Below are 23,373 nucleotides of genomic sequence, written 5' to 3' on the forward strand. Positions count from 1 at the left end.
GCCCCTATTTTAAAGAACTAATTCTTCAAACAATCTTTGAATCGTTTTTTCTAAATCCTGAGATAATCCTGAATGTGGTCTGGAAGTTTGAATCGCCGAACTTCGAATCGCGGTTAACCAGCGAAAACGTTCGGGAATATCCATTTCGCCAATTGGTCCTCCATCTTTTGCCCCTTTTACAATTTTTTCTAGTGCGGTGATATTGCAATGCAATTGTTCTAGATCAAAATCGTTTGATAATGCCTCGATTTTAGCATCGTTTATGTGGTATAATACTTTTATAAATTTGGCTTTTTTGCAAAATAAAATGATTCCGATATTCAGGAATTCTTCGCGCTCTACTCTTGGTACCACACGAATTACGGCATACTCATATAAGTGACTATCTTGCATTTTGCGCTTGGTTTACAAAGATTTCTGAATTGTTTAATCTTGTTTGCAAAAACTGTAAATATACATTTCGCAATGCTTCGGGCGTTTCATCGGTATCTTCCCATTGCAGCCATTCGAGCGGAATAGTATTTACAATTTCTTCCAGAATTTCTGGTGTTAAAAGTGCTTTATATTCGGCATCGACTTCTTTTAATAATGAGGCTTGTGGCAATAAAACGTGATCTTTTATCAATGCAAAAGGACTTTTGGAGTGTTGCTCCCAATTGTTCCATGAATGGTGAAAATACAAACACGCACCATGATCTATAAGCCACAATTCTTTATGCCAAATCAACATATTGGTATTTCTAAAAGTACGATCTACATTGGTAATATAGGCATCTAACCATACAATTTGCGAAGCTAGTTTGGCATCTACTGTTGTAACTACCGGATCAAAAGTAATAGCGCCGGATAAAAAATGCAGTGCTAAGTTTAATCCCTGACTTCCTTGCAGTAAATCCTGAATTTCTTCGTCGGCTTCGCTTCTTCCAAAGGCTTCATCGAGATTGGCAAAAACCAATTCCGGTAATTGTAGCTTTAGAGCTTTGGCTATTTGTCCGCCAACTAATTCGGCTATCAGGGCTTTTACGCCGTGACCGGCTCCTTTGAATTTTAATACATATTTAAAATCGTCGTCGGCTTCTGCCAAAGCGGGTAAAGAACCGCCTTCGCGCAAAGGTGTTATGTAACGCGTAACGTTTACGGTTCTAAGATCGAAATTGTTTTTCATAAGCAGTATTTACTGGAATACAAACTTACTAATTTAGATTGTTAGATTTTTAGACTTGCTTAGACTTCTTAGATTTTTGTTTTTTTACCGCAAAGGGTGCTGAGGATGATTTTTCTTTAAGGTTAATTGTTGTGAAGGGATTGTAGAAAAGTACGCGGATGAAACGGGTTCGCTAAAGCGAAGACGCAGATTAACGCGGATTTTTATTTTAGTTTGTGTTTTAGCTTTTAGTTTGTGTTTTTTTGTCACCCTGAGCGATCCCGATCCCGAAGCTTCGGGACGGGAGAAGGGCGCGCCTATTGGAACGTGGGCTTCGACTCCGCTCAGCCTGACATTTGATGGTCGATAAAATTATAAAGCTTTCTTTGTCATCCCGAGGAACGAATCACACTAGAAACTCAACAAAGATTCGCAAATTTCTATACGGAGCTTCTAGTGTGATTTCTCCTTTCGTCGAAATGACAAAAAAATTCCTCGAAATGACAAAAAAACCTTGTAAACTTAGCATATAAACAAACTGCGTTAACCTGAAACAAAGAAAACATGAAACCTGAAACAATTATCTAATTATCTAATTGTCACATTTTCTAATTCAAGAAACGCTTTTCCCAGATTCTCAGTAATATCTGACGCTATAAACGATTGATAACCTGTTTTAGGCAAGGCAATATCAGCGGTTAATCCGTGGATGTAGACACCAAGTTTTGCGGCATATTTAGGTTCATAACCTTGCGCGAGGAAACTGGTGATGATTCCGGTTAGGGTATCGCCGCTTCCTGCGGTGGCTAAGGCAGCATTTCCTGTGGTGTTTTCGTAGATTTCGGTTTTATTGATGATGTAAGTTGGTGCGCCTTTCATGACGATTATTACTTTGTATTTTTCGGAAAAAGCGGTTGTTTTTTGAAATTTTTCAGATTCTGAATTCCATTTGCCTATTAAGCGTTCGAGTTCTTTAGGATGTGGAGTTAAGATGGTATTTTCAGGAACTAATTCAAGCCAGGATTGATTTTGGGATAAAATATTCAGAGCATCTGCATCAAGAACTAAAGGTGCTTTGTTTACTCTTAAAAATTCGAATACCGCTTTTTGTGTGCCTAACTCCTGCCCTATTCCGGGACCAATTGCGATTGCTTGTGGAATTATTGGAAAATGAATATTGGTTATGAAATTATTATTTTCATCTGTAATAACCATCACTTCGGGAATTGAGATTTGAAGGATTTGGTATCCGCATTTTGGTGTAAAAGTGGTTACGAGTCCGCAGCCAGATTTTAGGCAGGATTTTGATGCCAGAACTGCTGCTCCTATTTTGCCATAACTTCCGGCAATAATCACGGCGTGTCCCTGAAGTCCTTTGTGTGTATGAGGATTTATGGGTTTATAGAATTTTAAAATTTCTTGTTTGGTGATTAAAAGAGGATCTTTCATTTGGTTTATTTTATTTTAAATTTTTAATCACTTTGTTTTTTAGGCTGATGCTTTTTGACGCGGATGAAACGGATTTACTTTGTAAAAACGTGGATAAAAACGGATTTTTTAATTGGCTTATTTTATTAATTTTTTAATCACTTCTGTATTTTGGTCTGATATTTTTTTGACGCGGATGAAACGGATTTACTTTGTAAAAACGCGGATAAAAACGGATTTTTTAATTGACTAATATCTGTCTGTTTTATCTTAATTGTATTAATTATAAAATTTAGGTTATTAAAGTTACTAAAAAAATTGAAGAAGAAAGTGTTTCTAGTTATCTTAAATTCCTAGCCCTGATAGGAGCGATATCCTTTTTGTTTTTTCTTTAAAAACAAAAAGATATAGCGGATAGCAGGAAATAGCTCCTAATCATTGCGAAATTTATAATTTAGACTATCATTTTTAGATATTTTTTGAATAAATTTGCGACACAATTTTATAAAACAACACAATGAAAAATACTGCGCTTACGCACATACATGAGAGTTTGGGAGCGAAAATGCTTCCGTTTGCGGGTTATAACATGCCTATTACTTATGAGGGAATTAACGCTGAACACGAAACGGTTCGTACTGGTGTGGGCGTTTTTGACGTTTCGCATATGGGCGAATTTTTGTTGACAGGTCCAAATGCTTTGGCTTTGATCCAGAAAGTGACTTCGAATGATGCGTCGACTTTGACAATTGGAAGAGCGCAATATTCTTGTTTGCCAAACAATGATGGCGGAATCGTAGATGATTTGATTGTTTATAAAATGAAAGATGAGCAGTATTTACTGGTTGTAAATGCTTCGAATATTGAAAAAGACTGGAACTGGATTTCTCTTCAAAATGATATGGGAGTTGAGATGAAAAACCTTTCTGATGATTATTCTTTATTGGCAATTCAGGGGCCAAAAGCGGTTGAAGCTATGCAGGCTTTATCGTCTATAGATTTATCTGCAATTCCTTACTATCATTTTGAGGTAGCGGATTTTGCAGGAATCGAGCATGTTATTATTTCTGCTACCGGTTATACGGGTTCTGGCGGATTTGAAATTTATTGCAAAAATAGTGAGGTAGAACAGGTTTGGAATAAAGTTTTTGAGGCTGGTGCAGCTTTCGGAATTAAACCTATTGGTCTTGCGGCACGTGATACTTTGCGTCTTGAAATGGGATTTTGTTTGTACGGAAACGATATTAATGATAATACTTCTCCTCTTGAAGCTGGATTGGGATGGATCACAAAATTTACTAAAGATTTTACTAATTCTGAAGGTTTGAAAAAACAAAAAGAAGAAGGTGTTACTAAAAAATTAGTGGCTTTTGAAATGCAGGAACGTGCGGTGCCAAGACATGATTATGAAATTGTTGATGCAAATGGCGGTATTATTGGCGTTGTAACTTCTGGAACAATGTCGCCTTCTATGAATAAAGGTATTGGTTTAGGATATGTTACGGTAGATAATAGTGCTGTTGACAGTGATATTTTTATCAGAATCAGAAAAAATGATGTTCCGGCTAAAGTGGTTAAATTACCGTTTTATAAGAAATAATTTAAAGACATAAAATATTTTAAAAAATGCGTTGCTTAAATAAGTAACGCATTTTTTTTGCAACAAAAATTCATTTATAAATTCCTTATACTAAGCAGCTGATATTTTTTTTAATATGTAAAAATTCTTACCAAATTAATTCATTTATGTGTAAGATTTTTTAGAAAAAATATAACTTTAAATCAAAAAATTAAACGTAATTTTAATCTAAACGAAGATTTTCGATTCTATGAAAAAAATATTATTAGTATTATTGTTGGTTACGAACGTTCTATTTAGTCAAAATAGTAACTCGACATGCGAAATACTAAACAAAATAAATGCAGTTATTCAGGAAGAACATATTAGACCAAAACCGGTGGACGATAGTTTATCGGTTTTTGTTTTTGACAATTTAATTAATGAGTTAGATCCATCAAGAAATATATTATTTAAATCAGAATATACAGAACTGGTTGATAAATATCGTACTAATCTGGATGATCTCATCCTGAGTAATGATTGTAGTTTTTTAGCTGATATTACCGCAAAATATAGAAATGGCCTTTTGAGAACTAAAGCCGTTCTGGAAAAAATTCAAAAAGAACCAATTGATTATAATAAAAAAGATACGATTAGGTTTTATAAAAAATCCTTTGCTTTTTATCTTAAAAAAGAAGACCTGGAGAAAGTATGGTCTAAGAAAATACGCTATCAGATTCTGGACGAAATTGCCGAAACAAGTGACAATCTTGATTCGCTTAAAGCTAATTTTAATTCGATTGAATTAAAGTCTAAGAATTTAATTGTATCAAATGAAATCTGCCGAATAAATACTCTTTTAGAAACTAATACCAAACAAGAAGAAAAGCTCTATAATTTTTTCTGTACTTATTTTGATCCGCATACGGCTTATTTTAGTGATGATTCTAAAACAAGTTTCGTGGCTTCATTATCAAAAGAACATTTGTCTCTGGGAATGACTGTGAACCTGAATGAAAAAAATGAAATTATTATAGCCGAAATTGATCCAAATGGTCCTGCGTATCAAACAGGGCAAATTAAAAAGGGAGATCAGATTCTTTCGATATCCAATCAAAAAGAGACATTGCAGGTTTCATGTGCTTCATTAGAATCTATTTCGATAATGATTTTATCAGAATCTAATAAAAGTATTACGCTTACTCTTAAACGAAATTCAGGCAAAAGCTTCGATGTTTATATCGAAAAGCAGGTCATGAAAGATGAAGATAATTCTGTTTTTAGTTTCATTATTGGTAAAGACAGCAAAATTGGGTACATAAAAATTCCGAGTTTCTACGCTGATTTAGACGGAAACAGCCGTAAAGGTTGTGCTGATGATGTCGCACGTGAGGTCATGAAACTAGAAAGAGATAATATAAAAGGTCTTGTAATTGACCTAATCGATAATGGTGGCGGATCTATGGAAGAAGCCATAAAACTTGCCGGAATGTTTATTGATTATGGTCCGCTTTCTATTGTTGTAGATAATAAACAAGCTAAATCGATTATCAATGATCCGTACAGAGGTTTGATATACAAAGGTCCAATTGTAATTTTGGTGAATAGTAATACAGCATCTGCAAGTGAATTTTTCTCTTCTATACTCCAAGATTATAATCGCGCATTATTATTAGGCAGCAATACGTTGGGAAAAGCAACAATGCAAACTATTCTTTCGCTGGATGAAACTAAAAACACCGATTTTTTAAAAATTACGATTAATAAATTCTACAGGGTCACCGGTAAAAGCCACCAATATATTGGCGTAAAACCAGATGTAATTCTTCCTGAATTTTATGAAGGTGTGTATCAAAAAGAAAGTGATTTTCCTACTGCTATTAAAAATGACAGTATTGAACCACTGCAAAAATTTAAACCTTATGTAAAGAGGGCTTTGATCGATAAACTGGCTAAAAACAGCTCTGTAAGACTTGCTGATAATTACTTTTTTAACAATATAAAAAAGATCAATCTAAAAATAGACCAGCTTGTAAATACGCCAAAAGCGGAGATTCCGATGACATTGGATGCTATTTTCAAACAGAAAAAAATTGTAAATTCTCTTTGGACAGAAATCAACACCTTTAATGATGAAAACAATCCGTTAGATGTTTATAATTCTACTGTAAATCAGTTTTTATTAGGTGCTTATCCTAATGATAAAACGATAAACCAATACCAGATAGACAATCTAAAAACAAATCCGTACCTGAATGAAGCGGTGAATGTTATAAATGAGTTTAATGCGATGAAATAGTTTTTTTGTTTCAGGTTTCAGGTTTCAGGTTTCAGGTTTCAGGTTTCAGGTTTCAGGTTTCAATAAAAAGTTCAATTCATAACGAATTGAACTTTTTATTTTATCGATTTTCTAATCTCTCCAAAAAAACCTGAAACCTGAAACTTGAAACAAATAAAAAAAGAGTAGAATTGATTTTGCAAAAATAAGGAATAACCGTATTTTTGCATCTCAAAACTAAAAATTAGAAATGGGAAGAGCGTTCGAATTTAGAAAAGGAAGAAAAATGAAACGTTGGTCAGCAATGGCCAAAACATTTACCCGAATTGGTAAAGATATCGTTATGGCTGTTAAAGAAGGTGGTCCTAACCCAGATGCCAATTCTAGATTAAGAGCTGTAATACAAAATGCAAAAGCCGCTAACATGCCTAAGGACAATGTAGAGCGCGCGATAAAAAATGCAAGTAATAAAGATACTGCCAACTATAAAGAGATTTTGTTTGAAGGATATGCTCCTCACGGAATTGCTATTTTGATCGAAACAGCATCTGACAACAATAATAGAACGGTAGCAAATATTCGAAGCTATTTTAATAAATGTAACGGAACAATGGGAACTCAGGGTTCTGTTGAGTTTATGTTTGATCATACGTGTAATTTTAGAATTGCAAAAGGAAATCTGGATCCGGAAGAATTAGAACTTGAACTAATTGATTTTGGTGCCGAAGAGGTTTTTGAAGACGAAGACGGAATCTTAATCTATGCTCCTTTTGGAAGTTTTGGTGCTTTGCAAAAAGAACTTGAAAACAGAGGCCTTGAAATTTTATCTTCAGGTTTTGAGCGCATTCCGCAAATTACCAAGGAACTAAACGAAGCTCAAATTGCTGACGTTGAAAAATTAATCGAAAAAATTGAAGAAGATGATGACGTAATGAACGTTTATCATACGATGCAGGAAGCATAAAATTTCTTTTTATATTAATATCAAAAGCTCTGATTTTTTCAGGGCTTTTTTTTTGAGGAAATGTGGAAAACCGTAAAGAATAGAAATATAGATTCTTTATGTTTGGCAAAAAATTAATAAAATTAACAATTAAGACTAATTGGTTTTTAAAAATTACTTATTTCAATTTTAAATAAGCATTTTCTTACATAAAATAATAACTACAGAAAGTTATAGAAAATTTTATATCAATTATTTTCTTATTAAGAATTATATAATTTAGCTCAGCTTAAATTATATGTTCATTCAGTTATATAGTTAATATATTATATTTTTTTTATCAAATCAAACCTACTATAAATTGAAAAAAATTACTCCGAAGTTTCCCTCTTTCATATTAAGTTTAGTTTTATTACTTATAAGTTTTACTAGTTTCTCTAATACTACTCTGGATACGATTAGTAATACTAAAAAAAATAATCTCATAATTACTAAAGGTTCTCAAAAAGGATTAAGCACTTTTTCTCATTATCCGCAAAATGAAGAAAATCAATTTACGGAATCTTATATTAAAAAAAACTTTCCTGTTGCAGATCCAACGAATAAAGATTTGAACAAAGCAATGGAGCTTTTCAAGTCAATTGATATTAATAACAGTATTATAGATTTTTTAGAACCAAAAAATCTTGCAAGCTTACCTATAGGAGTAAAAAAAAATATTAATGGTGTACAATACATGTTGGGTATTAGTAATGCCAAATTTACACCTGAGTATACTGAACTAACAGCATTTATAAGAATAATACTTCCTCAAATAGATGCTACAGGTAAACAAAAAGAATTATTTTTTGGTGCAAATAATATTAAACTTTCTCATAAAGGAGGTTTAATGGGTGATAGTAATTTAGTACTATTAGGTGATGTTGCGATACCTATATTGGGAAAACAATCACTATTGATTTTAAAAGGTGGCATGAATATGTCCACCGGCAAAATCGAAAATAAAACCTATGTAACAATCGATTGTAGTGGATTTAAAGAACTTGGAATAGCAGCAGATGTTCAATTTTCACAAAACATTATAAAACCTGTAGATGAAAACAATAAAGTAATCCCGGAAAAGTTTGTAATGGGATCTTTTCAGACTAGTGCTTCTAACTGGAATGACATTTTAATAGAACTTTCTTTGCCTAAATTTCAAATTAGTTCATTTAACGGATTAATTTTTGAAGTCAAAAATGCTAAAATTGATTTAAGCGATGTTAGAAATCCTGATAAAATAAATTGGCCAGTAAATTACCAAACAGATTATTTGGTTCCTGGCAACGAACAATTATGGAGAGGTTTATATGCTGGTTCTGTCGATATAACTTTACCTGAAGAATTTCAAATAAAGGAAAACACGAAAAGAATCACTTTTTCTGCAAAGGATTTACTAATTGACGGAATGGGAGTTTCGGGTACTTTTTCTGGAAATAACATCTTAGATTTAAACGAAGGTAGTGCTAGCGGATGGTCATTTTCTGTTAGCAATATTAATTTAGGTTTTAAAGCTAATACCTTAGTTTCAGGTGGTTTTGGAGGATCAATCGTATTGCCAATTTCTGATCCGGATAAAAAATGTAAGGATGGAGCTAATATTGCACTTGCTTACACTGCCAGCATTAATCCTATAGATCATGAATATCTTTTAAGAGCCGATGTAAATAAAAATCTTTGCTTTCCGGTTTTTAAAGCAACTGCAAATATTGAAAAAGGTTCATATATTGAATTGAAGGTCAAAAATGGAAATTTTTTACCTAAAGCATTATTAAATGGAAATCTTACTATAGCTGCTGGTATTGTAGAACAGAGCGAAGTTGAATCAGAAAAAGATGCTAATGCTCCAAAAACCACTTTCATGTATGAAAATGGTGCAACTTCAGGAGCACTTTATGATATGAAGAACGTCACATCTGATACGGATAATAAAGAAACTCCGAAAACAGAAACTGATGACACAAAAAAAACGATACTTTTTGATGGAATTATATTTCAAAATTTACAATTACAAACTGTAACTCCTATTATTAAAGCTGATTATTTTGGTTACAAAAATAATTTTGATGAAGGTCCTAAATCTTCAAAAGTTGCAAATTTCCCAATTACCATTCATGAAATTGCATTAATTGCAGATGATAATTCTGCAGCCCTAAGAGTAGATTTGTCTATTAATTTAATGCAGGATCAATTTAATGGAAGAACAAAATTTGATCTTGTTGGAAGGTTTAATGAAAAAAGCGGGATTCAAAAATGGAAATTTGATTACGTAAAATTTCAAAGAATAGATTTGGCAGCTGATATTGGAGGGGCCAAATTTGAAGGAAGTATTACCATAATGGATAACGATCCTATATATGGTAAAGGCTTTAAAGGAAATTTGAAAGCAGAATTTAAAGGAGGAATAATTGTAGAAGCAAATGCAATTTTTGGAAAAATGACAACTTTCAGGTATTGGTATGTAGATGCCATGGTTGATGGTCTAAATATTCCTTGTAGTGCTTTTGTTATCAAAGGTTTTGGTGGTGGTGCATACTACAATATGAAAAAAGAAGGCTTTAGTTCTTCTTTTACAGCATCTGGTGTTCAATATGTTCCAGATGAAGAGTCATCATTAGGAATAAAAGCCATGATTCATTTTGCTAATGCCGCAAGTCCAAATGCTTTTTGGGGAGGTGCAGGATTTGAAATTGCCTTTAATGATCACGGAGGTATAAATAGAATAAGTATTTACGGTGAAGGACATGTGATGCAAGAATTTGGCTTTAAAGCTCCTCTAAGTTCTTTAAAAAAGAATCTTCAGCAAGTAAGCTTAAAAGAAGGTACTTATTCTAAGGAAGCTTTAGACAAATTAAAAGAAAGTAATTTAATTGAAGCTTCAAAAGAAGTCTACCCGGACAGAGTATCCGGTCAAGCAGGACTTAATGCATATGCTGCAATAGAATATGATTTTAGATCTAAGACATTACACGGATCATTTGATTTATATGTAGATGTTGCAGGCGGCATTATAAAAGGAAGATCCTCAAAAAATAGAGCTGGATGGGCAGTACTGCATTTTGCCCCGGACAAATGGTATGTACGAATGGGAACTCCTACTGATAGATTAGGCCTTAAGATGACTATTGGACCTGTGGAGGTTGAAGCTGGAGGATATTTTATGGTTGGAGACGATATTCCTACCAGTCCGCCGCCTCCTGATATTGTAGCGCAAATTCTTGGTTTAGATGTTGCGCAATTAGATTATATGCGAGATGAGAATAGTGTTGCATCAGGAAAAGGTTTTGCTTTTGGTTCAGATTTTAGTATAAAAACCGGAGATATGACTTTTCTACTTTTCTATGCAAATTTTCAAGCAGGATTTGGATTTGATATAATGGTAAAAGATTATGGAGAAGCTCAATGTAAAGGATCCGGACAGATTGGTATTGATGGTTGGTATGCTAATGGTCAATCTTATGCATATCTTCAAGGAGAATTAGGAATTAAGATTAAAATTTTTTCTATAAAAAAGAAAATCACCATTATAAAAGGTGGAGGAGCTGTTCTCTTACAAGCCAAATTACCTAATCCAGTATGGATTAGGGGATATTTAGGTGGATATTTTAATTTATTAGGAGGCGCAGTCAAAGGTAGTTTTAGATTTAAATTAGAATTTGGTAAACAATGCGAATTCGTTAATGATACCCCATTAGGCGGTATGAAAACTATTGCTGATATAACTCCGGCAGATGGAACGAAAGACGTGAGTGTATTTGTATTATCTCAAGTTGGATTTAATATGCCTATTGAAAAAAACTTTAATATTGAAGATGATAAAGGGGTTAAAACTTATAAATTGAAACTTGAAGAGTATACAATTAAAAAAGATGGAGTACCAATTGTAGCTGAAATATCATGGAATCAGACTAAAGATTTAGCAAGTTTTACATCTCATGACATATTACCTCCAAGTTCTAATCTAACACTAACGGTAAAAGTAAGTTTCTTAGAATATGTAAACGGATCATGGAAAGCCGTATATGACGATGGACAATTAGCAGTAGAAACCGAAACTAGAAACTTTACTACAGGTCTTGCTCCTAACAATATTCCAGTGAGTAATATTGCTTATTCTTATCCGGTATTCGATCAAAAGTATGTATACCAAAACGAATCAAAGCAGGCATATGTTGCTTTAAAAGTGGGACAACCTTATTTATTTGATTTAAAAGATGGACAATCTCAAAAAGCATATTATAAGACAGGTGATAATATAAGTACAGGATCTATAAGTTATGATAGTGCTCGCAAAAAAGTTAGCGTTAGCCTGCCTTCCCTTCAAACCCTAAAGCAATATAATATTTCTTTGATGACTCTGGAAGCAAAAAATGATGCCAATAGTAATCTAACAGAAAATTTCGAAAATCAGGATTTAGGTACAGATTCAAATTTAGAAGTTAAAAGCAATAAATTAACCGAAACAATTACTGGTGGTCAAGGTATTGAGCTATTGCAATATAATTTCAACACTAGTCAATACAATACTTTTCAGGAAAAAATGGCAGCTAAAAAAGCAAGGAAAATACATATAGAAATCATAGAGCCAGATGTTCATGCGATTTATTCAGAAAATGTACCAACAGAACCTTTTGATGAAATCGAAATAGTAGGTAATTCGAAAACTATGAATATACCATTAATAAATGCCGAAGCAATATTAGATGATAGTTACTATATAAATGATATATATCCATTGGTTTATAAAGGATATCCGTTAGAAGCTGATTTAATATTAAACAGAGATCTAAACATATTAGGAAATCCACCTGTAAAAGGAATTGAGCTTCTTACAATGTACCTTTCTGAATTAACATATAATCCGAAAAGTGCTTATTTACGGGAGAGACTCCCTTATCGTTATAATCAACCTTTTTATTACAAAGAAGATTTTGTAAAGATTCAATATAAGGTAATCAATAAATATTTGAATACACAAAATCAAAGCATGATCAATAAATATAATTATATCATTCGTGGAGTATTTCCTATGATAAAAGATGGTGCCTACAATATGAAGTTAAACTACGTTCTCCCAGGTGGACAATCAGGAACTAGTTCTATTTTCACATTCAATAAAACAAATTAACATGAAGTCTAGATTTTTAATTCTACTTTCTTTTATTATAATTAGTAAAAGTTATGCGCAAGAAAAAAAGAGTGCAGAAGATAATACCATAAACGATATAAAAACGGAAATACAAGTCATAGCCAGAGTACAAAAAGACAAAATTTTATTACGCTGGGCTGTTACAAATGCTATGGCCTGGAAAAAATTAAATACTTACGGATATTCATTAGAGAGGTACACTATAATAAAGGATAATAAAACTTTAGCAAATCCTGAAAAAGTAATTTTAGCTAAAGTTATTAAACCTGAACCCGCAGAAGCTTGGGAGACATTAATAGAGAGTAATGACAATGCTGCAATAGTTGCACAGGCAATTTATGGGGAAGACTTTTCAGTTACCGGAACAGATAAATTAGAAAATATTGTCAACCTTTCTGAAGAAAATGAACAAAGATTTACGTTTGCCTTATTTACTGTCGACAAAGATTTTGAAATTGCTAAAAAAGCGGGATTAGGATTTGAAGATACAACTGCAAAACTCAATGAAAAATATGCTTATAGAATTTCTTCAAATGTACCTCAAAATGAAATAAATATTGAATATGGCGGAGTATTTACTGGCTTAAAAGAATATCAACCTTTACCAAAGCCAATGGATTTTACAGCATATTTTACCGATAATAGTACAATGCTAAGCTGGAACTTTAAAATTTTATCTCATTCTTATGGCAGCTATTATGTAGAGCGATCAACAGATAAAAAAAATTTTCAACGACTAACAGATAAACCATATACCAATTTAAATCAACAGAACACTAATAACAACCAAATTTTTTATGTAGATTCTATAACCAATAATAAACCTTACAGTTATAGAATTCAAGGTATATCATCGTTTGGAGAATTAGGTCCTTACTCAGAAATTATTACCGGAAAAGGTAAATCTATACTAAAATTTGTGCCACATCTTACTGTTAAAGATTTTAAAGATGAGAATACTGTTACTTTATCTTGGGAATTCCCTGAAGAAGCAAATGGAGAAATATCAGGATTCGAACTTAATCGTTCTGATAATGATGATGAAAAATATACTACAGTAATAAAAAACATACCCGCCAAAAACCGTTCTGTAACATATAATAAACTTTCTGCAACAAACTACTTTACCATTACAGCTATAGGAAAACAAGGAAATAACAGAGCTTCTTTTCCTATGCTTGTGCAACCAGTTGACTCTATTCCTCCATCTAAACCTTTAGGTTTAAAAGGAGTTATTGATAGTTTAGGAATTGTTAAAATTACTTGGGATCGTAACAAAGAAAAAGACTTAATGGGATATCGTATTTATAAAGGACATACTGCAGAAGAAGAATTTAGTCAAATAACTGTAAGTCCTCATGAGTTAAATAATTACGAAGATAAAGTAATTATAAAAAGTTTAAATAGCAAGGTATATTATAAAATTATTGCTGTTGATACTCATTATAATATGTCTCCATCCTCAGATATACTAATTGTAAAGAAACCAGATGTTGTTCCTCCAACCTCGCCAGTTTTTACTAAATACGAAATAAAAGATGGCATTATTTTTTTAGAATGGATTAATAGTCAAAGTGAAGATTTGGCTTCTCATCAATTATATCGTAAAGAAAACGACCAGGAAAAATGGCAATTAATTTTTAATGATGCAACTAAACTAGAAACTTATCAAGATAAAAAAACAATAGAAGGTTCAACGTACAGATATGCCATTTTTGCGAAAGATGAAAGTGGTTTAACTTCTAATGCATCTCCTGAACTAGCTATATTTATACCTAAATACACTGTAAAACCAGCAGTAAAAGGATTTTATGCGCAAGCAAATATTGCAAAAAACGCCATAGAATTATCCTGGGATTATAAAGAATCCGATGTGGATAATTTTGAAATTTACAAGGCAACAAATCAGGAATCACTGCAATTAATACAAGTGGTAAAAGCAGAATCAAGAAAACTATCAGATCCAACACTTACTATAAATACAACTTATAAATATGGAATAAGAGCTGTATTTAAAGATGGAAGAATTTCTAAAATGGATTTTTACACAGTTAAATTTTAAAAATGAGACTAGAAATATAAATAGTATTAAAAAAACCTAAAAAACAATTTACAAACCAATTTACAATACAAATATCTAACGATGAAATCATACTGCTCCAGATAAAATAATTGTATTAATAAATAAATCGATGAAGAAAAAACTACTATTTTTTATATTTTTTTTAGGAAGCCTTTTAGCAAATGCCCAAACTGAGTATGCTGTATTAATTAAATCTCAGGTTAATCCACGTTCTGTTTGGCCACCGGACGACAATGAGGGATTTCATTATGCTTTCGCCGGTGCGAATGGCTGTACTATAGATCTTTACGGAAGAGTTGACAAAGTACCTAAATATTGCTTTTTTTATGTTATTGGTGACCCAACACAATTACTTTTTACCGAAGGTATGGGAGCATCTCAAATATGTGGAACAATACGAAAAACTGTTGCATACAATAAAGATACTTTTTCATACTACTACTTCAATGGATGTCTCGCAGATTCTGAAATAATGGCAATACATATACCCGAACTTCCACCAGGAGAAACAAATGGAAAATGTAGTGAAGAAATTATAACCTTGAAAAATGGATGGAACTGGCGCTATCAATTAGATAATGGAGGATGGGTAAATTTTCCTTTACAATTTCAGGAAAAGACATCAATTTCCTTTAAAATAAAAGATTTACCTGGTTATTCCAACCAGTCTCAAATTCATTTTCAAGCCGGCTATCAAACACAATTTACTAATATAAGAACTTATAATATTATTGGTTGCTCTCCTGAATTGCAGGAAAAAAAGCCAACTACTACAAATGTTAAATGTGATAATGAATCTTCAGGAAGTGCTACTTTAAAGTTTAAGACAGATCTAAATGATAACGATAAATTTCTTTTTAATTTATATGTGTATAATATAAATCTGAATAGTTTCGAGTTTCTAAGTAGTGAATTTGCAGAGAAAAATCAAATTTACAATAAGACATTTACATGGAACAACATTGCATATGGAACTTATTTTATAAAATATCAGGCTCAAAGTACCTCTGATAATAACAATCGAACCGGATCCAATGCAATAAGTACTGACCCTTTTATTATAGAAAATGTAGCGCCATTAACTTATACCGCAACAGGTGTGCAACCAAAATGCAGCACTGATACAGGTGGAATACTTATTCGGGCTGCTGGAGGAACACCTCCATATTATTATATTTTGAACAATCAAGCAAAAAAAGAACTTACTACAAATCCCTTTTTGATACCAATATCGAATGATGGAGATCATAAAGTCATAATTCTTGATAGTAATAATTGCCTAGAAAAATAAACTCAAAAATAAAGATATAGATTATGAAAAAACATTACATAATATTAGTGTTCTTTATGAGTTTAGCTGGCTATTGTCAAAAAGATCCTCAACAAGTTGATTCTAATGGAGCAAGAACTATTAAAATAAAAACACCTCCTATAATTAAAATTTCAGGTAATGAATTTCCTGCCAGTGGAGCTGGAGAAACAAACGGACGAATTGATAATTTTAAAATTGAAGGGGGGATGCCTTCTAGCCCTGACGTTTATGAAACTTCATGGACAAAAAATGGAATCACATTAAATTCAATCGATATTAATAATCTTGGTGCAGGTACATATATTGTGAGTGCAACAGATGCTAACAGTTGTTCAATAATTAAAACATTTAATGTAACAGAACCTGACAAACTTCTAGTAACTGTATCCGGAAATAATAATATAACTTGTTTTGGCGGAAAAGGAAGTCTTATAGCAGCAGTAAGTGGCGGAACTAAAAAAACAAATTATTCATATGTCTGGGAAATAAAAAATGGAGTAACATATGATATTCTTTTTGGTAAAAATGATAATAATCCATCTGGGTTGTCGAAAGGAATATATAGAGTTAAGGTTAGTGATAATGCGATACCTGTAAATACTACTATTTCTGAAGATATACTATTAGACGAAAATAAACAGATAATAGTTAATAATCCAATAATTAAAAATGTCCTTTGTAAAGGCGACTTTACTGGAGAAATCGATTTGAAAATTTCTGGTGGCTCTGGATCGTATTTAGTAACATGGAACGATAATAACACTATTACAGCACAAAAAAGAATTGGTCTAAAAGCAGGTAATTATTATTATAAAATTACTGATACAAATGGTTGTGTCAACTCAAATACAACTACATTAATTACAATTACAGAACCGAATGCATCACTGGTAATAAATACAACATCTCAAAAACAACCTACAGGACCAGCTATTAATGATGGACAAATCACTATAGATGCAAGCGGAGGAAAAACTAATTATACTTATGTTGTAACAAAAGATAATGGTATTCCTATTGAATATACTTCAAATATAATTAATGGATTAGGCAATGGAACTTATGATGTTTATGTAAAGGATGCTAATGGTTGTATTAGTAATGCAAAACAATTTAAGCTGGAAGCTTTGGGAATAAAACTTGTTAACCAGGAAAATGTTAAGTGCTATGGAGCAAAAACCGGTGTAATAACTATTGAATCTATTGGTGGTACAACCCCGTACTCATACCGTTGGTTTAAAATAGAAAATGGTATAGAAACTGAAATTTCCGGACAAACTTCATCTAGTATAACTGCTCTTTTTGCCGGAAAGTATAGAGTTGGACTTATCGACGATTACAGAAAAGAAATTTATGCTGATTTTGATATTTCTCAGCCAGCAGCGCCTATAACAGTAACCCATTCATCTACAAACGTAAGTTGTTTTGGTGGTGATAATGGAACAATTACATTAGATATTAAAGGTGGAACCGGTATTTACAAAGTAAATTATAAAGATGTAAACGATAATGCAAAAATAATAGATCCAACAAAATTAATTGCCGGAAATTATTCTTATAGCGTGACAGACGATAATAACTGTATTTACAATAGTCCTCAAAATATTATAATTGGTCAGAATTTGTCTGTACAAATAATAAATATTACCTCAACGCAGCCTACCATTAATACAGCAAATGATGGTAAAATAGAAATTAATGCAAATGGAGGTACTGAAAATTATACCTATACTCTAAAAAAAGATGGTTTTAGTACTGGTATTGAATATCAAAGTAATATTATTAACGGTTTAGGAGACGGAGTTTATGAAGTAACAGTTAAAGATAGTAATGGTTGTACAAAAAGTCAAATAGTTACTCTAAAAGCATTAACAATTGTCTTTGTAAATAAACTAGATGTAACCTGTAATGGGGCTAATAGTGGTAATATAGAAGTTTTTGCAAGCGGAGGAACTCCAATACCATCAAACCAATACAATTATAAATGGTATTACAAACAAAAGGACGTAGATAATTATACAATCATTAGTGATGGAACAGCAAATAAAGTCGAAAATTTATATGCTGGTTTTTATAAAGTAATTGTAACAGACAATGCTAATATTTCACGAGAATTAATAATTGCAGAACTAACTGAAAGACCTGCAATAACTTGCACTTTTACTCAAACTAATGTCAATTGTTTTAATGGGAGTGACGCAACTATTACCTTAAATATTCAGGGAGGAACAGGAGATTATCATGTTGTTTGGAGCGATGGTGTTATTACAAAAGACAGATCAGGAATTCCAATGGGTGAATATTCGTTTACGATCACTGATGATAACGGATGTTCTTACTTGGCAATTCCTGTTTTAGTTAAAATTACACAACCTTTAAAACCATTAATTATAAGTTCTGCCAACAAAATAAATGCAAGCGGATATAGTTTAAAAAATGGTAGCATTGATATCATTCCATCAGATGGAACATTTCCTTATACGTATCAATGGTATGAAGGCAATAACAAAACATTAATGCCAGGTAAAAACAATGCATTATTAAACGGAATTGGTGAAGGCAGTTATACTGTTATTGTTACTGATAGAAATCTATGTGAAACAGAAGCTACATATACTATTCTTCAGCCAGATGAACTCTTAATAACTTCTATTATTGAAACTGAATCAATAAAATGTTTTGGCAATAAACAAGCTGTTTTAAAAGCGATAATATCAGGAGGAGCACCAATTGGCGTCACTGATACAGATAAAGATTATAAATATAAATGGTATAATCAATTAACACCAACTGTAATTGCATCTACCACAAATCCTTCAGGGACGCTAGTAGCAGGTAATTATATTTTAGAAGTTTCTGATGGATATGGTAATAGCTATACTTCTACACCTGTTGCTGTAATAGAACCAAAACTTTTAAAAATCAACTACACTCAAAAAAATGTTTCTTGTAATGGTAATAATGATGCAGAGATTGCTATTACAGTTACCGGAGGCACAGGCCCCTATAAAATTGTATGGAGTACTGGTAAAAATACGGACGAAAATACAATTACAGATCTTTACGCATCAACCTATAATGTCACTGTAACCGATGCTAATTTATGTGAAGATACTCAGATAATTATAATTACAGAACCAAAAGTAATGGCAATAAAAGTAGAAAAAACTCCCCCATCAGCTTTAGGACTAGATGATGCAAGTATTAAAGTTACTGTTGTTGGAGGAACTCCTAATTATGATTTTGTATGGTACGATAAAGACGGAAAATCAATTTATACTGATAGTGACAAAGAATCTAATAGTATTTATAATATTTATGTAGGACAATATTTTATCACTATAATTGATGCAAATGGATGCAGGATAGAAAAAAGAGACTTAGATGAAGTTGACCCATTATTTATAAAATTAACTCAAATTAACGTAGTTAAATGTCATGGAGATGCAACAGCAAGTGTAAAAGCAATTACTTCAGGAGGCCTTCCTGACTATTACTACAAGTGGTATGATATAACTAATCCTTCGATAGTAATAAGCCAAGAAGAAACTTTAATGAATGTTAAAGCAGGAACTTATTTTGTTATCGCAACAGACTATTTTGGAAAATCAATTCAAAGTAAAAATATTACAATAACAGAACCATTAGTTCTAGAAAATTCTCTTTCCTCTCAATATACCCGTTGTGGAGATGGACACGATTGGACTATTACTTCTGCTGCATTACAAGGTACTGCACCTTATTCTTACTTATGGAGTACCGGTCAAAAAACTCCAAATTTAGTCGATGTATTACCTGGAAATTATTCTTTATTAGTTACAGATCATAACGGTTGTACAATTACAAAAACAATTACCGTGACTGCCCCCGCACATTTAGATGCAACCGAAATTACAAAAATCCCAACCTGTTATGGTGGTTCTGATGCAACGATTACTGTTAGTACTGTAGACGGTATTGCTCCTTATACTTACCTATGGAGCACAGGTGAAAAATCTAATATTTTAAGTAATGCTTCGGCTGGAGATTATACTATCCAAATAACAGATAGTAAGGGCTGCATTATTAGTCGTACCTATACTATCAAAAATCCACCTAAAGATATTATTAATATTGGCGAGGATGTAACATTATGTTTTGATCAAACCTTGACGATTAATGCCACTATCAATGATGATAAAGCAACATATTTATGGACATCAGACAAAGGATTTAAAAGCAACAAACCTATAATTACCGTTTCTGATCCAGCAAACTATACTGTAATTGTAACTAACAAATTAGGCTGTGAAGCTACAGATACAATCACGATATCAAGTCAAAATACTGCAATTAGCGCTGAATTTGCCGTTTCCAGTCAGGTATTCAAAAATGAAAAATTTATAATTGTAGATATTAGTAATCCTGATGCTGACCAAATCGAATGGATATTACCGAGTAATGCAACTATTGTCTCTAAAAACAAAGATTTTGCAGAGGTAAGTTTTAGCGAAGCTGGTGAATACGATATTACAATGAATACTAAAAAAGGAAATTGTACGGCGTATCAAACTAAAACAATTTTAGTTACTGAAGGCGAATTCGAAGAAAATAATCCAGATGATATTTCGAAAAAATTTGATTTAAAAGTTTATCCTAATCCATCAAAAGGAACCTTTACAGTAGATGTACTTCTTGATAAAGTGATGACCGCAAATGTTAAAGTTTATAATTTGACTAACAATTTACTTATTGATTCAAAAACAAAGGACGGTAAGGATAATTATCTATTCAACTTTAGTTTTAACGGACTTCCTTCGGGGGTTTATTTCGTTCTGTTTGAGTCGCAACAAGGAAGTAAATTGAGAAAAATTATCATTCAATAAACTTTAATTTATCAAGTAAGTAAAATTTATCAATTTCAAATAATAATAGAAATCAAAGAAAACTAATCTTTGATTTCTATAGTATATCAGAATGATTTTAAAAAAAATAATTTTAATCACAATTCTACTTTTTATAAGTGCTTTTGGTTTTTCGCAAAATTTTAATGTGCAGGAAGTAGGCAAAGCCAAATTAATAAATGTTAGTGGTGGTGCATCAGCCAATACTGTTTTCTATTCTGGTAATGCTTCAAGAGAACCTTTTAGTTACTTTTTGAATGGAAATATAAATTTTAACATTGCTAATTTATACAATGTTCCGCTTTCATTTTCTTATACCAATCAAAAATTTGGTTATAACAAGCCTGTTTTAATGAATAGATTGAGTATTCATCCCTCTTATAAATGGATTACTGCACATATTGGAGATGTTAGCATGACATTTTCCCCCTATACACTAAGCGGGCATCAGTTTTCAGGTTTTGGAGTTGATTTAACTCCTCAGGGAAAATTTAAAATTAGTGCTATGTATGGTCGACTATTAAAAAGTAACGAGTTTGATTCTGCTTATCCTGATATCCTTCCTAACTATAAAAGGTTTGGATACGGTTTTAAAACGTATTATGCTTTAGAGAAAATAAATCTTGGTCTTACTTTATTCAAGGCAAGAGACCAGATCAATTCATTGAATAATCCTGTTCCGTTTGAATTGGATGTAACTCCAAAGGAAAATGCAGCTATAAGTTTTGAAACTACTTTTAAACTTTTTCAAAAATTACAAGTTTACACAGAATATGCAAACAGCAGTATAACTGAAGATGTAAGAGTTAATGAAAGTGGAAAAGCACAAGGAATTTCCTCTTTTCTGTTAGGTCGAAATAGTACTACAACAAGTTATGATGCCTTTAAAAGTCAATTTACCTATCCTGCCGGAAAAGGAACTTTAGGAGTAGGATATGAAAGGATAGATCCAAACTATAGAACTTTTGGAGGGTATTATTTTAATAATGACTTAGAAAACATTACTGTTAATGCAACACAAAACTTGTATAAAGACAAAGTTACGCTTGCTTTAAATCTTGGGCTTCAAAAAGACAATTTAGAAAAACAAAAAGAAAGTCAGATGAAGCGATTAGTAACTTCTATAAATGCTGATTTTAGACCTAATCAAAAATTAAACTTAAATTTTAATTATTCTAATTTTCAATCATATACCAACAGTCGCAATCAATTTGATTATATCAATCAGGTTTCTAATTACGAATATTTAGATACTTTAAATTTTAGACAGGTTAATCAAAATATTGGTCTGACCGCAAATTATTTACTTAAAAATGATAAGAAAATAAAGAAAGCAATAAGTGCCAATTTCTCTATGCAAGATGCCGAAAATCAACAACAAGGTAGAACAATTGAAGGCGGAGCTTCTACATATTATAACTCAGCACTTACCTACTCTGTTGGTTATCCTGAAAAAGATTTAAGTTTTAATGCATCTCTAAATAATACCTACGGAAAAATTGATTCTGGTAAAAATCTAATTATTGGTCCTACAATAGGCGCTTCAAAATTATTTTTTGATAAAAAACTAAATACCAGTGCTTCTACAAGTTACAATACAAGTTATAGTAATGGAGACAAGCAAAATGATATTTTTAATTTTAGACTAAACGGATCTTATATTTATCTTGAAAAACACAATTTTAACATGAGTGTGATTTCATTATTTAGTAATTCGACAGGACGAAAAAACAACGATTTAACCGCTACTCTATCGTACTCCTATTCTTTTGATAAAATAAAAATGCGTCCAAAAAGAGAACTAAGAACGGAGGAAGATATGAAATTAAATGCAGCAAATCCTGTTTTAAAAATTAACCTTAACGGAAAAACTTTTGAAGCAACACGTGATCAGATTACATCTCAGCTAAAAGATATGCAACTTGCATTAAATCCTTTACCGGAAAAAGAAAATATCAATTTAGAACATTTATTAACATTGGCAACACTCGCCAATGATGATAAAAATTTTAAGGAGAAAGTTTTAGATTATCTCGAAGTTTATAATGTAGAAGCAGAAACGCTCAAACAATATAATGAATACCTTTTTGAAGCTGCTCAAAAACTGGAAAAAGAAATGAAGAATAAAGACGAAAGTCTTGAAAGTGCTTATGTAACAGCAATAGGAAGAGTAAACAGCCATAAATTAAACGGCATAATCGAGTCTGATGTGACTGATAAAGCAGCCTACAAATCATATTTAAAACTAGTTGAAAGAAGCGACAACAACCGTGATCAGTTAATGCATCATAGATGGATGTTGAAAGAAATTTCGGCATTGATTAAAATACCTGCGACTGAAATACAACAAAATCAATATATAACTGATTTTAATAAGCAAGAAATCGAAGAAGCTTTTAAATTAATAAAAGACAAAAAAACAGCTACTGAAATAACAGATGCTATCGAATTAAAAATGATTCCGTTTTATCATGAATTAGCCATTGAAAATGCAACAATTGATGAAATAGATCTAAAACATATTCAAAAATAAAATAGGACATAAGATACTAA

General features: G+C 31.9%; 11 protein-coding genes. 8 read left to right on the plus strand and 3 right to left on the minus strand.

The features are described from left to right. Nucleotides 1-9 precede the first annotated feature (9 nt). From BXU01_RS02690 to BXU01_RS02700, 3 genes are all read right to left on the minus strand, one after another. The gene (locus tag BXU01_RS02690) at nucleotides 10-393 is read right to left on the minus strand and encodes a DUF3037 domain-containing protein (RefSeq protein WP_083691580.1); all 384 of its coding nucleotides are present in this window, start codon (nucleotides 391-393) and stop codon (nucleotides 10-12) included. Continuing rightward, nucleotides 383-1,165: a HipA family kinase gene (locus tag BXU01_RS02695; RefSeq protein ID WP_083691581.1), complete on the minus strand. Its 783-nt coding sequence runs from the start codon at nucleotides 1,163-1,165 to the stop codon at nucleotides 383-385. The genes BXU01_RS02690 and BXU01_RS02695 overlap by 11 nt, the downstream gene beginning before the upstream one ends. 567 nt (nucleotides 1,166-1,732) lie before the next feature. Beyond that, nucleotides 1,733-2,593, minus strand: a complete 861-nt coding sequence (locus BXU01_RS02700; RefSeq protein ID WP_083691582.1) for an NAD(P)H-hydrate dehydratase — start codon at nucleotides 2,591-2,593, stop codon at nucleotides 1,733-1,735. Nucleotides 2,594-3,089: 496 nt separating this feature from the next. Here BXU01_RS02700 and gcvT point away from each other — a divergent pair, with 496 nt between their 5' ends. The 8 genes from gcvT (at nucleotide 3,090) to BXU01_RS02740 (ending at nucleotide 23,353) form a co-directional block, all read left to right on the plus strand. Beyond that, complete coding sequence (gene gcvT / locus BXU01_RS02705) at nucleotides 3,090-4,172, plus strand: glycine cleavage system aminomethyltransferase GcvT (protein ID WP_083691583.1); 1,083 nt, start codon at nucleotides 3,090-3,092, stop codon at nucleotides 4,170-4,172. 229 nt (nucleotides 4,173-4,401) lie between these two features. Further along, nucleotides 4,402-6,432 carry a S41 family peptidase gene (locus tag BXU01_RS02710; RefSeq protein WP_083691584.1) on the plus strand — a complete coding sequence of 677 codons (2,031 nt, stop codon included), beginning with the start codon at nucleotides 4,402-4,404 and terminating at the stop codon, nucleotides 6,430-6,432. A gap of 229 nt (nucleotides 6,433-6,661) precedes the next feature. Beyond that, the gene (locus BXU01_RS02715; protein WP_055098097.1) at nucleotides 6,662-7,375 is read left to right on the plus strand and encodes a YebC/PmpR family DNA-binding transcriptional regulator; all 714 of its coding nucleotides are present in this window, start codon (nucleotides 6,662-6,664) and stop codon (nucleotides 7,373-7,375) included. 340 nt (nucleotides 7,376-7,715) lie between these two features. Then, the gene (locus BXU01_RS02720; protein WP_083691585.1) at nucleotides 7,716-12,521 is read left to right on the plus strand and encodes a hypothetical protein; all 4,806 of its coding nucleotides are present in this window, start codon (nucleotides 7,716-7,718) and stop codon (nucleotides 12,519-12,521) included. A 1-nt stretch (nucleotide 12,522) separates the two neighbouring features. Then, entirely contained in the window at nucleotides 12,523-14,604 is a 2,082-nt protein-coding gene (locus tag BXU01_RS02725; RefSeq protein ID WP_083691586.1) for a fibronectin type III domain-containing protein, read from the plus strand. Nucleotides 14,605-14,734: 130 nt separating this feature from the next. Next, nucleotides 14,735-15,916, plus strand: a complete 1,182-nt coding sequence (locus tag BXU01_RS02730) for a hypothetical protein (RefSeq protein ID WP_083691587.1) — start codon at nucleotides 14,735-14,737, stop codon at nucleotides 15,914-15,916. A 23-nt stretch (nucleotides 15,917-15,939) separates the two neighbouring features. Further along, the gene (locus BXU01_RS02735) at nucleotides 15,940-20,802 is read left to right on the plus strand and encodes a T9SS type A sorting domain-containing protein (protein ID WP_083691588.1); all 4,863 of its coding nucleotides are present in this window, start codon (nucleotides 15,940-15,942) and stop codon (nucleotides 20,800-20,802) included. 91 nt (nucleotides 20,803-20,893) lie between these two features. Next, a complete protein-coding gene (locus BXU01_RS02740; RefSeq protein ID WP_083691589.1) occupies nucleotides 20,894-23,353 on the plus strand; it encodes a hypothetical protein in 2,460 nt (819 codons plus the stop codon). Nucleotides 23,354-23,373: the final 20 nt, after the last annotated feature.

Origin of the sequence: [Flexibacter] sp. ATCC 35103, from assembly GCF_001975985.1 — a bacterium.
Classification (GTDB): Bacteria; Bacteroidota; Bacteroidia; order Flavobacteriales; family Flavobacteriaceae; genus Flavobacterium.

What these genes read in the sequence shown, in the direction of transcription:
- BXU01_RS02690 (WP_083691580.1), bottom strand. Translation starts at nt 393, where the DNA reads ATGCAAGATAGTCACTTATATGAGTATGCCGTAATTCGTGTGGTACCA.
- BXU01_RS02695 (WP_083691581.1), bottom strand. Translation starts at nt 1,165, where the DNA reads ATGAAAAACAATTTCGATCTTAGAACCGTAAACGTTACGCGTTACATA.
- BXU01_RS02700 (WP_083691582.1), bottom strand. Translation starts at nt 2,593, where the DNA reads ATGAAAGATCCTCTTTTAATCACCAAACAAGAAATTTTAAAATTCTAT.
- gcvT (WP_083691583.1), top strand. Translation starts at nt 3,090, where the DNA reads ATGAAAAATACTGCGCTTACGCACATACATGAGAGTTTGGGAGCGAAA.
- BXU01_RS02710 (WP_083691584.1), top strand. Translation starts at nt 4,402, where the DNA reads ATGAAAAAAATATTATTAGTATTATTGTTGGTTACGAACGTTCTATTT.
- BXU01_RS02715 (WP_055098097.1), top strand. Translation starts at nt 6,662, where the DNA reads ATGGGAAGAGCGTTCGAATTTAGAAAAGGAAGAAAAATGAAACGTTGG.
- BXU01_RS02725 (WP_083691586.1), top strand. Translation starts at nt 12,523, where the DNA reads ATGAAGTCTAGATTTTTAATTCTACTTTCTTTTATTATAATTAGTAAA.
- BXU01_RS02730 (WP_083691587.1), top strand. Translation starts at nt 14,735, where the DNA reads ATGAAGAAAAAACTACTATTTTTTATATTTTTTTTAGGAAGCCTTTTA.
- BXU01_RS02735 (WP_083691588.1), top strand. Translation starts at nt 15,940, where the DNA reads ATGAAAAAACATTACATAATATTAGTGTTCTTTATGAGTTTAGCTGGC.
- BXU01_RS02740 (WP_083691589.1), top strand. Translation starts at nt 20,894, where the DNA reads ATGATTTTAAAAAAAATAATTTTAATCACAATTCTACTTTTTATAAGT.